Source organism: Belnapia rosea (genome assembly GCF_900101615.1).
Classification (GTDB): Bacteria; Pseudomonadota; Alphaproteobacteria; order Acetobacterales; family Acetobacteraceae; genus Belnapia; species Belnapia rosea.
Genome location: NZ_FMZX01000010.1, coordinates 162,687 through 173,345, shown reverse-complemented (window position 1 = coordinate 173,345; position 10,659 = coordinate 162,687). Strand labels below are relative to the sequence as shown.

The window sequence follows — 10,659 nt, the reverse complement described above, 5'->3', positions numbered from 1 at the left end:
CGCTGGCCTCGGGCATCCCAGCCTGCGACGTGGCGCTTGATCGCGGTTATATCTCAGCGCCGCTCCGCGCGGCCTTCGCCGCCGAGGGTTGCACCGTCCATACCCCACCCAAGCGGGGCATGGTTGATCCGCCCGCATGGGATCCCGTGCTGTACGCCCGGCGCCACCGCGTCGAAAACCTGTTTTCCCGGCTCAAGGACTTTGCTCGCATCACCCTGCGACGCGACAAGACACGCCGCAGTTGGATGGGCTTCGCCCATCTTGCTGCCACCATGATCAACTTGCGCACCACTGAGTTCGGTCACAGACCCTAGCAGGTGCTGCCAGGCGCCTCTGCCATCCGGCGCCACGGCCTGGACCGCCATGGTGCCGAGCCGGCATTTCTTGGGGATGGCCGACAACCCGCAGCGGCGCCGGAAGTCGTAGAGGGCGCCACCGAAGGAGTGTCAGCCACGGTTGGTAGCGCGCATCTCCCAAAGATGCCGTTTGTGCGAAATCGATCTCCCCTAGGATTGGCCGCCTAGAAAGGGGCACCGCCATGTATGCCACTTCCAACGTCACACGGACAGGCGCCTACTCGGTAACCGCGACATCGACCACGAGTCCCACCGCGACAGACGCCCCGACCTCCGAGAGCTACCAGATGGATCTGACCGTCGAGACAGGATCGGTTTCCTCGGAAAGCTCCGGCATGGTGGCGGAGGTCAGCGGAGAGGCTACGGCTGTCGGCAACGACACCTATGCCAGTGCCGATGTCACAGCGCAGGCCAGCAGTACCGACAGTTCGAGCGAGGCCTATGTCTCGACAAGCATGGTGGCCGCCGGGGAAACATCAGACGGTGTCGCCTATGCCAGCACCTCGGCCTATTCCGATATCTATGGCGATGCGGACTACGCATTATCCTTCGATTTCAAGGAGTCGAGCACGACGCAAACAGCGGATGGTGCCACAGCGTCATCGGTGTCGGTCGTCGAGGACTATGCGTTGGACATCAAGCAGATCGACAGCTCCCCCGACCAGGGCTGGGATTCGGCGGAAATCTCGCCATCCGGCGCCGCAGATTCGGTATCGCAGCCGGAGTTGGACCTGGATTGCGGCTGCGGGGATATCGACCTCGACCTGGATGGCAACATCGCCCTCGCCAATATCGATGCCGTGGCTTTCGGTGATGACAGCCTCGTCGAGGTCGACGCCTCCGTCTTCGTGATCGAGGACGAATTCTCCAGCGTCACCGTTACATCGCTGATCGGCGTGGACTGAGTTGTCGCGCGACCTGAGCGATTGGCCCACGCGATGAGTTTGTGCCAAGCGCGGCAAGCCTGCTGATCGGAAGCGGCATCCGGCACTACGACGAAAGTCTGAGCGCTCATCGGAGAGGCTCGCCCATATGATAGGCCGGGCCGGGGACGACAGCGCGACATCGCACTCGGCATGACATGCGCTGACGGCCGCAGCATCAATCTCGGCAAAGCAGCACGGCGCCGCGCGCTGGGCAAGGCGCCTGGCTGCTTCTGCGCGATCCTTGCTCGATACCCGCCACTCTCCACGCGAGGCCAATGCCTTGGGTCCGGGCTGCGATTTCGTGTGCAGCACTCGCTTTCAGCATCAAGGCGTACGCCTACCGAGATTTTTGCTGACATAGTCTAAGCCGTTGGAGAATGGCGGACGCCTCGTTGATAATACCGAAGAATCTTTGACCCTCACCGGCTCCGCAAACTATCAAGAAACGGTCGGCGATGACCGACTAGTCGAGGAGAAGACAGATGACCGGCAGCCATCACCCTGACGTGGACTTCGACAAGGACTACAATGTCGAGATCGATGTTGATTTCGACACGAATGTTGATGTGGACGTGGATATCAACAAGGATATCGACGTCGACCTGGATCTTTGCGGCCTTGAAGGCAACGCGGCCACCCTCAGCCTCGATGTCGAAGCCATCGGCGATAACTCGCTGGCGGAAGTCGTCAGCACCGTTATTGCGACCGACTACATGTCCAGCGTCACGGTCGAGGCCGGCGCCTTCGTGAACTAGGCTGCACAAGCCGGGTATCCCTGCTGGCAAGCAGCTATCCGGTCTGCGGCAGAGAAGCCTCGGGGAAACCCGAGGCTTTTTTTCGTGCTGGTGGTTTCGTCTGCCGGCACCGGATCTGCCAGGCAGCGAGTATGCGCGATGCGCACCGGCGCTGGCATTCAGCGCACCCGGCATATTCACTGCCGGCGAGGCGGGATCTGCTGTTCGGCCGTATCGTCTCTCGGCTGAAGCGCCGTCCATGCCTCGCGGCTTCCATACCTTGGGCAAAGCGCCCCCCGGATGCCGGTCCCGCAGCCAGCGAGACCCCAGGGGCCTGCGGCGACGGACCTTCCGGCAGGTGCCTGATTGGACGGATATCTGCGTTGGATGGTTGGGGCGCCAGGATTCGAACCTGGGAATGGCGGTACCAAAAACCGCTGCCTTACCGCTTGGCTACGCCCCAGCGATGCCGCGTTCAGCGGGGCACTGGATAGGGCCGGGGCCTCGCCTCGTAAAGCCCCTAGCGCGCATCATCGTGCCGGATGCAATGCCCCGGCGGCCCGCCACCAGCCACCCGGCAGGGCGGGCGCCGCCGCCACCGCCGCCGCTGCCGTAGCGAAGAGGCCGAAGCAGGTCGCCCCGCTGCCGCTCATCCGTGCCAGCAGGCAACCGGGCAGGGCGCCGAGCACCGTCAGCACCTCCGCGATCGGCGGGCAGAGGCCGATCGCCGGTGCCTCCAGGTCGTTCCGCAGCGCCGCCAGGTCCCGCGCCATGGCCATGGCATCGGCCCAGGCCGAGGGTAGCGCGGGCGCCGGGGTGAAGACGCCCATGCGGGCCCGAAACACCGCCGGCGTCGCCAAGGCAAGGCCCGGATTGACCAGCAGCAGCCCACATTCCGGCAATACCGGCGCCGGGCTCAGCACCTCGCCCACGCCCCCCATCCGCATCGGTCGGGAGGCGAGGCAGACCGGCACATCAGCCCCGAGCCGCGCCCCGATCGCGCCAAGCCGCGCCTCCTCGAAGCCGAGGCTCCAGAGCCGGTTCAGCAGCCGCAGCGCCGCCGCCGCATCAGCCGAGCCGCCGCCGATGCCGGAGGCAATGGGCAGATGCTTGGCCAGCCGCAACGCCGCCCCGGCAGCAATGCCAGCCTCCGCCGCCAGGGCCCGTGCGGCGCGCAGCACCAGATTGTCCGCCTCCGCCGCCAGCCCCGCCCCGAAGGGCCCGTCCAGCGCGAGCGAGAGCCCGGTGGCCGGTTCCGCCGCGACCTCGTCCGCCGCCGGGCCGAAGACCGCGAGGCTGTCGAGCAGGTGGTAGCCATCGGCCCGCCGGCCGGTGACGTGCAGGTACAGGTTGACCTTGGCCGGCGCCAACTCCGTGGGCATCGCAGGGCTCAGCGCTGCGCGGTGGAGGCGGGGTAGCCGGGCAGGCCCTCGCGCAGCTTGGTCTCGAGCTTGGCGATCTCGGCCGGCTCCGGGTCGAGGGCGAGGGCCCGGCGCCACTGGAACTGCGCCTCCCGCTGGCGTCCGGCCGCCCAATAGGCATCGCCGAGATGGTCGTTGATGACGCTGCTGCGGGGCTCCAGCTCGACCGACTTCTCCAGCCAGGTCACCGCTTCCGGCAAGTTGCCCAGGCGGAACAGGACCCAGCCGAGGCTGTCGGCGATATTGCCATCCTGCGGCCGGAGCTCGGTCGCCTGCAGCAGCATGGATTTGGCGCGGTCGAGGTTCTTGCCCTGCTCCGCCCAGCTATAGCCGAGATAGTTCAGCACATAGGGCTGTTCCGGCGAGAGCTCGAGCGCGCGCAGCAGGTCGGCCTCCGCCGCCGCGGCCTGGCCGGACCTCTCGCGGGCAATGCCGCGGGCATAGAACAGTGGCCAGTCGGAAGGATCGACCGGACCGCTGCGGGACAGCGCTTGGTCATAGGCTTGTGCCGCCTCGGCGAAGCGCTCCCGCCGGCGCAGCAGGTCGCCGAGCCGCGCCGGAGGCTGTGGCAGGGTCTGGTTGGCATCAGCGAGGCCGCGCAGCAGCCCCACCGCCTCCTCCGTCCGGTTCAGCTTGTCGAGCAGCGCGGCCCGGCGCAGCACGATCACCGGGGTCAGCGGGTCGTCGGCGGCGATCTGGTTGAGCGTGGCGAGCGCCTGCTCCTCATGCCCCTGGTCGGCCAGGGTATCGGCGACCAGCACCAGGGCGGCGGCGAAGCCCGGCCGCAGCCGCAGCGCGAGCTGGGCGAGGACCAGCGCGAAATCATTGGAGCCCTGGCCGCGCAGCGCGCTGGCCAGCGCCGTATAGGCCTCGGCGATCCCATCGGCCGGTGAGGCGACGCCGCGGGCGCCGAGCGCCAGCCGCCGGTTCCCCTGGGCCGCCGCCAGGGCGGCGTCATCGCCACTGGCCAGGATCTGGTCCATCAGCCGTCCCGCCTCGGCGCCTCGCCCGGCGCGGTTCAGCACCCCGGCGGCGAGCACGGCCAAGCGCCAGGGCGGCTGCGGCTGGTCGGCGACCGCCATGCGCGCCAGCCGCTCGGCCTCGCGGGGCTTGCCGGCGAGATCGGCGATGAGGGCGGCGTGCAGCGCGTTCAGTGCACGCAGCCGGTTGGCCTCGACCAGCGGGCGGAGGGTGGCCTGCGCCTGATCCGGCTGGCCGCGGCCGAACTGCACCCAGGCCAGCAGCACCGGCTGCAGCACCTGCACCGGGCCGCTGCGGTTGAGGGCACGCAGCCGCTGCTCTGCCCGGTCCCAGCGGCCGGCCTGCACCTCACTGCCGGCGAGCAGCAGGTTGGCGGCCGGGTTGTCGGGCAGCCGCCGGGCCAGCCGCGTCGCATCCGAGCGGCCATCCAGCAGGGCGGCGAGGAAGGCGCGGTTCAATACCTCCGGCTGGTCCGGATCGGCCCGCAGCGCCTCCAGCATGGTGTCGGCCGCGACCTTGGTGTCGGTCTCCGAGGCGGCGAAACGGCCGGTGAGATAGGCGCCGAAGGCACCCCGCCCCGGCGGGCCGGAGGCGCCACGCGGCCCGCCGCTGGCGGCACAGGCGGAGAGGAGCGCGGCCGCCAGGAGGGCGAGCCGAAGCGGGGGAGCGGGGAACTGCATCGCCCCCGAGGCTAGAACAGAATGCGCCGCGACGATATCGCCGCGTGGCCGTGCCTCAGCATCCGGCCGTTGACAGGCCTGTTTCAGACCGTATCTGACATGATAAGTTCCGCAACCATTATGTGATATGGGGAGGAAACCATGCGCGCCCGGATCCTGCTGGCCTTCGGCCTGTTCTTGGCAAGCTTTCTCGGCAGCGGCGAGGCGGCGGCGCAGAACCGTTTCAACCTGGTGAACAGCACCGGCCAGACCATCGAACGCGTCTATGTCTCGCCCTCCCGGATCAGCAGCTGGGGGCCGGATGTGCTGGGCAATGCCGTCCTGCCGCCGGGCCAGAGCGTCTGGATCGTCCCTCAACTCTCCGACTGCGTGCTCGATATCAAGGTAATCTACCAGGGCGGCCGGGAGGAGGAGCGGCGGCAGGTCAATGCCTGCAGCCTTTCCCGCGTCGTCTGGGGCGCCGCCGGCGGCAGCGGCGACCCGAGCTTCCAATTCGTCAATTCGAGCGGGGTGGTGGTGAACGAGCTCTATGTCTCGCTCAGTACCGACCAGAATTGGGGCCGCGACCGGCTGGGCCAGGGCACCCTGCCGCCGGGCGCCAGCTTCCCCGTCAGCCTGCCCGCGGGCAAGGTCTGCACCGTCGACATCCGTGTGGTCTATGCCGATGGGCGTGCGCTGGAGCGGCGCCGGGTCGAGACCTGCTCCATCCGCGAACTGAACTTCAGGTAAGCCGCCCATAATCTCCGAATTGCGCGAAGACCTCGTGCAATTCGGCCCCATCCAGCAGCACGGGGGAAAGGCCCGCGGCGCGCAGCGCGAGATACTGCCGCGCGAGGTTCTCCACCTCCATCGCCAGGGTCCGGGCACCGGCGAGCGTCCGCCCCAGCGCCACCGCGCCATGATTGGCGAGCAGCGCCGCCTTCCGTCCCTCGAGCGCCGCCACCGTCGCCTCGGCCAGCGCCGCCGTGCCGAAGGTGGCATAGGCCGAGCAGGGGATATCGCTGCCGCCGCCAAGCGCGATCATGTAATGGAAGGGCGGGATGGGCTGCCGTGCGCAGGACAGCGCGGTGGCGAAGGGGCTATGGGTATGCACCACCGCCCCCGCCTCCGGCCGCGCCGCATAGATCGCCGTATGCAGCCGCCATTCCGAGGAGGGCCGGCGGTGGCCGGCGAGGATGCCGCCATCGAGGGCGATCTCCACCAGATCATCCGGCGATGTCTCGGCATAGGGCAGGCCGGCCGGGGTGATCAGGCAGCCGTGCGGCGTACGGCAGGACAGGTTGCCGGACTTGCTCGGCATGAAGCCGAGTGCGTCGAGCGCCCGGGCCGCGGCGATGATGTCGGCAGCCGCCATGCTGCACCTGTCCTCCTGTCTGCGCCTGCATGAAAGCAGGCCTTGCGCGGCGGGGCGAGCCGGGTGTTGTGGCGTTTATATAGGCCAGCAGAGTGCTTAATGATGAATTGATGGGCATGTCATGCGGCGTCTGGGCCATGTGGCATAATTTAGGGCATTGAGCGCGAGGCGGGACGGGCGTCTGATGCCGCCCGGATTACGGCTACCGGAAGGGCCCCCGCCATGGATATCGGCGTCTTCATCCCGATCAACAACAATGGCTGGCTGACCTCCACCACCTCGCCGCAATACAAGCCGAGCTTCGAGCTGAACCGGCAGGTGGTGCAGAAGGCGGAACGCTACGGCCTCGACTTCGCCCTCTCGATGATCAAGCTGCACGGCTTCGGCGGGCCGAGCCAGTTCTGGGATTATGGCCTCGAAAGCTTCACGCTGATGGCGGGCCTCGCCTCCGTCACCAGCCGCATCAAGCTCTTCGCCTCGATCGCCGTGCTGACCATGCCGCCGCCCATCGCCGCCCGCATGGCGGTGACGATCGACAGCATCGCCCCCGGCCGCTTCGGGGTGAACATCGTCTCCGGCTGGCAGAAGGCGGAGTACAGCCAGATGGGCATCTGGCCCGGCACGGAGCACTTCAACAACCGCTACCAATTCTGCGCCGAATACGTCGACATCATGCGCGAGCTCTGGGAGCACGGCGAGAGCAGCTACCAGGGCCGCTTCTTCCAGATGGAGGAGTGCAAGCTGCTGCCGATGCCCTCGGCGCGCATCCCCATCATCTGCGCCGCGCAGTCCGACAAGGGCACCCGCTTCGCCGCCGAGTATGGCGACTACAATTTCTGCGTCGGCTTCGGCGTGAACGAGCCGCAGCGCGTCGCCCCCTCCATCGCCCGCCTCACCGCGGCGACGGCCGAGACCGGCCGCGACGTGGGCGCGCTGGTGATGCAGATGGTCATCGCCGACGAGACCGACGAGGCCGCCATGGCCAAGTGGCAGCACTACTGCGACGGCATCGACCACGAGGCGATGGCCTGGCGCAACGAGCAGGCCGGCGCCGACAAGACCACCGACCCCTATGCCACCGCCAACCGGCAGAAGATGCAGGGCGGCAACCCGACCAACCAGGGCGTCTTCGTCGGCAGCTACGCCACCGTCGCGCGGCTGCTGGACGAGATGGCGGAGATCCCCGGCCTGCGCGGCGTGATGCTCACCTTCGATGACTTCCTCATCGGCATGGAGCAGTTCGGGACCCGCATCCAGCCCCTGATGAAGAGCCGCGCGCACCTGCTCGCGGCCGCCTGAGGACAGAGACGCCCATGACCGCCACCCGCCGCACCGCCCTCGGCGCCCTCGCCGCCACCCTTGCCACGCCCGCCCTGGTCCGCGCCGCCGCCATCGAGCAGAGCACGGTCGAGGTCATCGGCGTGCGGGACCCGCAGCTCGGCGCCCAGCTCGCCGTCGCCGACCAATTCGGCTTGTTCAAGGAGCAGGGGCTGGAGGTCACCATCCGCTGGACGCAGTCGGCGGCCGACACGCTGACGATCATGGGTGGCGGCTCGGCCGCGATCGGCGTCGGCGGCAGCTTCACCCAGGTGGTGTTCGGCGGCCAGAAGCTGCCCATCCGCACCATCACCGCGCTGGCCGACATCGCCGAGACCCAGGGCTTCGTCCTCAGCCCCGGCGTCAAGCTGGCCTCGCCGAAGGAGCTGGAAGGCAAGAGGCTCGCCTTCACCCAGGGCAATTCCCAGGTGGTGCTGCTGGCCAAGCTCGCCGACATGTTCGGCTTCGACCAGTCGAAGATCACGCTGGTGAACATGAACCAGTCGGAAGGCGTGGTCGCCGCCAGCAAGGGCGATGTGCATGGGCTCCTCGGCTGGCAGCCCAACCTGTTCCGCCTCGTCGCCATGGGCGGGACGATGTACTGCACCGGCGGCACGCTCTACACCACCGGCGCCCCGCAGGTGATGCCGGAGGACAGGAAGCCGCTCTACAACCACTCCACGCTGATGGCGACGAATGAGTGGATTGAAGGCAAACCGAACACCCTGGCCGCGCTGCTGCGCGCCCTGCTGAAGGCAACCAGCATCATCAACGATGACCGCGCCCGGGCGATGACGGCACTGCAGCGCGTGCTCCGCGTCGATGCCGAGGCGCTGACGGTGATGGTGAACGCCAACAAGTATGCGCTCGGCATCACCCCCTCGCTCGTCGCCAGCCACAAATTCCAGAGCGAATGGGCGATGAACATCAAGCGCATCCCGGCCGCGCCGGCACCCGAGGACTGCTTCGCCACCAGGATCCTCGAGCTGGTCGACCCCGCCCTCGTCACCTGGAAGCCCGCCGTATGAGCATCACCCGCCGCCTGCTGCTCGCCGCCCCGGCCCTCATCATCCCGCCGACGCTGGCCCATGCCGCGCCGGAGGAGAAGGAGTTCGAATTCCTCGGCGTGCGGGACCCGCAACTCGGCATGCAGCTGGCCGTCGCCGAGCATTTCGGCCTGTTCCGGGAGGAGGGCATCAACCTCACCTTCCGCTGGCAGCCCTCGGGCGGCGACGTGCTGACGGTGATGGGCAGCGGCTTCCCCATCGGCGTCGGCAGCCAGTTCGGCCAGATCGCGCTGGCGGCGCAGGGCGTGCCGGTGAAGATCCTCTGCGGCCTGGCCGACATCTCGGACACGCAGGGCATCGTGCTCGGCCCGAACACCAAGGTCGGCGCCGACCTCAAGGCGCTGGAGGGCCGGCGCGTCGCCTTTACCCAGGGCAACAACAGCCCGCTGATGTTCATGAAGCTGGCCCAGCGCTTCGGCTTCGACCACACGAAGATCCAGATGATCAACATGAACCCGAGCGAGGGCGTCATCGCCGCCTCGAAAGGCGATGTCGACATCCTGCTCGCCTGGCAGCCCTTCCTCTACCGCCTCACCACCATGGGTGGCAGCCTCTTCGCCACCGGCGGCGCCACCTACTTCACCGGCAGCAAGGTCGCGCTGCCGGAGGACGAGAAGCTGCTCTACTCCCACTCCGTCATCCTGGCGCATCAGAGCTGGATCGACGGCAAGCCGAACACCCTTGCCGCGCTGCTGCGGGCGCTGATCAAGGCCGATGCCCGCTTCAAGGCGGACCGGGCCGGCGCCATGGTCGCGCTGCAGCGGGTGCTGCGGATCGAGCCGGAGCCGCTCAAGGTGATGACCGAGGCCAACCGCTACGGCGTGCGGATCGACCAGCCGCTGGTGAACAGCTACCGCTTCACCAATGACTGGGCCGTCGGCATCAAGCGCATCCCCGCCGCGCAGAAACCCGAGGAGGGCATCAACCCCGCCATCCTCGACCAGGTGGACCGCAGCCTGGTGACCTGGAGGGCCGGCGCATGAGCGCGACCACCCTGACCCCGGACATGGCCGCCGCCGAACGGCCGCCCTCGCCCTGGCCGCGGCGCCTGGCCGATGCGGGCATGCGCTGCCTCGCCATCCTGATCTTTATCGCGATCTGGTCGGTGGTCAGCCTGGGCAACCAGTATCTCTGGAAATTCTTCAACCCGCTGCTGCTGCCGACGCCGATCGACGTGGTCCGCGCCGGCATCGAGGCGGTGCAGACCGGCGAGCTGCAGGCCAACATCGTCGCCAGCATGCGGCGCGTCATCCAGGGCTTCGGCATCGCCGCCATTGCCGGCATCGTGGTCGGCCTCGCGGTCGGCACCTGGCGGCCGCTCGAGAAGCTGGTCGAGCCGATGATCGAGCTGCTGCGCCCGATCCCGCCGCTCGCCTTCCTGCCGATGATGGTGCTCTGGTTCGGCATCGGCGAGATGTCGAAGATCGCCTTCATCGCCTATGCCGCCTTCTTCCCGGTCTTCACCACCACGGTCGAGGGCATCAAATTCGTCGATCCGGTGCTGGTCCGCGCCGCCTCCAGCCTCGGCGCCAGCCGGATGGACCTGTTCCGCCATGTCATCCTGCCGGCGGCCACACCCTCCATCATCACCGGCCTCCGCCTCGGCTTCGGCCTCTCCTTCTTCGTCATCGTCGCCGCCGAGTTCATCGCTGCCGATAGCGGCCTCGGCTACATGATCAACGATGCACGGACCTTCTTCCTCGTCTCGCAGATGCTGCTCGGCGCCGTCGTCATCGGGCTGATCGGCTTCGTGGTGAACATCCTGCTGCGCGGCGTCGAAGGCTGGCTGCTGCGCTGGCGCGTGGCGACGCGGGGTTGAAGGC

At 68.0% G+C, this 10,659-nt stretch carries 11 protein-coding genes and 1 tRNA gene; 8 read left to right on the top strand and 4 right to left on the bottom strand.

Annotated features, from left to right (window positions below; translation table 11 throughout):
• The 3 genes from BLR02_RS17220 to BLR02_RS17210 form a co-directional block, all read left to right on the top strand.
• The coding region (locus BLR02_RS17220; protein ID WP_218127980.1) for a transposase at window positions 1–314 on the top strand (314 nt) is incomplete at its 5' end.
• A 329-nt stretch (window positions 315–643) separates the two neighbouring features.
• On the top strand, window positions 644–1,261 hold the full coding sequence (locus BLR02_RS17215; protein ID WP_143018178.1) for a hypothetical protein: 618 nt from the start codon (window positions 644–646) through the stop codon (window positions 1,259–1,261).
• 503 nt (window positions 1,262–1,764) lie between these two features.
• A complete protein-coding gene (locus BLR02_RS17210) occupies window positions 1,765–2,037 on the top strand; it encodes a hypothetical protein (RefSeq protein ID WP_090664055.1) in 273 nt (90 codons plus the stop codon).
• Between the two features lie 367 nt (window positions 2,038–2,404).
• On the opposite strand, the gene BLR02_RS17205 is transcribed toward BLR02_RS17210, so the two are convergent.
• The 3 genes from BLR02_RS17205 to BLR02_RS17195 all read right to left on the bottom strand — a co-directional run bounded on the left by BLR02_RS17205 (window position 2,405) and on the right by BLR02_RS17195 (window position 5,098).
• Window positions 2,405–2,479: transfer RNA gene (locus tag BLR02_RS17205), tRNA-Gln, on the bottom strand.
• Between the two features lie 67 nt (window positions 2,480–2,546).
• Window positions 2,547–3,398, bottom strand: coding sequence for a 4-(cytidine 5'-diphospho)-2-C-methyl-D-erythritol kinase (locus BLR02_RS17200; protein WP_090664054.1), 852 nt, complete (start codon window positions 3,396–3,398; stop codon window positions 2,547–2,549).
• Window positions 3,399–3,406: 8 nt separating this feature from the next.
• Window positions 3,407–5,098: a tetratricopeptide repeat protein gene (locus tag BLR02_RS17195; RefSeq protein ID WP_090664053.1), complete on the bottom strand. Its 1,692-nt coding sequence runs from the start codon at window positions 5,096–5,098 to the stop codon at window positions 3,407–3,409.
• Between the two features lie 141 nt (window positions 5,099–5,239).
• On the opposite strand from BLR02_RS17195, the gene BLR02_RS17190 reads away from it, so the two are divergent.
• Window positions 5,240–5,827, top strand: a complete 588-nt coding sequence (locus BLR02_RS17190; RefSeq protein WP_090664052.1) for a hypothetical protein — start codon at window positions 5,240–5,242, stop codon at window positions 5,825–5,827.
• On the opposite strand, the gene BLR02_RS17185 is transcribed toward BLR02_RS17190, so the two are convergent.
• Complete coding sequence (locus tag BLR02_RS17185; RefSeq protein ID WP_090664051.1) at window positions 5,820–6,452, bottom strand: class II aldolase/adducin family protein; 633 nt, start codon at window positions 6,450–6,452, stop codon at window positions 5,820–5,822. The two genes, BLR02_RS17190 and BLR02_RS17185, sit on opposite strands and share 8 nt — an antisense overlap.
• Window positions 6,453–6,674: 222 nt before the next feature.
• Between BLR02_RS17185 and rutA the strand changes: the two genes are divergently transcribed.
• Genes rutA through BLR02_RS17165 form a run of 4 tightly spaced genes read left to right on the top strand, consistent with a single transcriptional unit; the run spans window position 6,675 to window position 10,655 of the window.
• Entirely contained in the window at window positions 6,675–7,751 is a 1,077-nt protein-coding gene (rutA, locus tag BLR02_RS17180) for a pyrimidine utilization protein A (protein WP_090664050.1), read from the top strand.
• A 14-nt stretch (window positions 7,752–7,765) separates the two neighbouring features.
• Window positions 7,766–8,797, top strand: a complete 1,032-nt coding sequence (locus tag BLR02_RS17175) for an ABC transporter substrate-binding protein (RefSeq protein WP_090664049.1) — start codon at window positions 7,766–7,768, stop codon at window positions 8,795–8,797.
• On the top strand, window positions 8,794–9,819 hold the full coding sequence (locus BLR02_RS17170; protein WP_176849636.1) for an ABC transporter substrate-binding protein: 1,026 nt from the start codon (window positions 8,794–8,796) through the stop codon (window positions 9,817–9,819). The genes BLR02_RS17175 and BLR02_RS17170 overlap by 4 nt, the downstream gene beginning before the upstream one ends.
• Window positions 9,816–10,655: an ABC transporter permease gene (locus BLR02_RS17165; protein ID WP_090664047.1), complete on the top strand. Its 840-nt coding sequence runs from the start codon at window positions 9,816–9,818 to the stop codon at window positions 10,653–10,655. The genes BLR02_RS17170 and BLR02_RS17165 overlap by 4 nt, the downstream gene beginning before the upstream one ends.
• The last annotated feature ends 4 nt before the right edge of the window (window positions 10,656–10,659 follow it).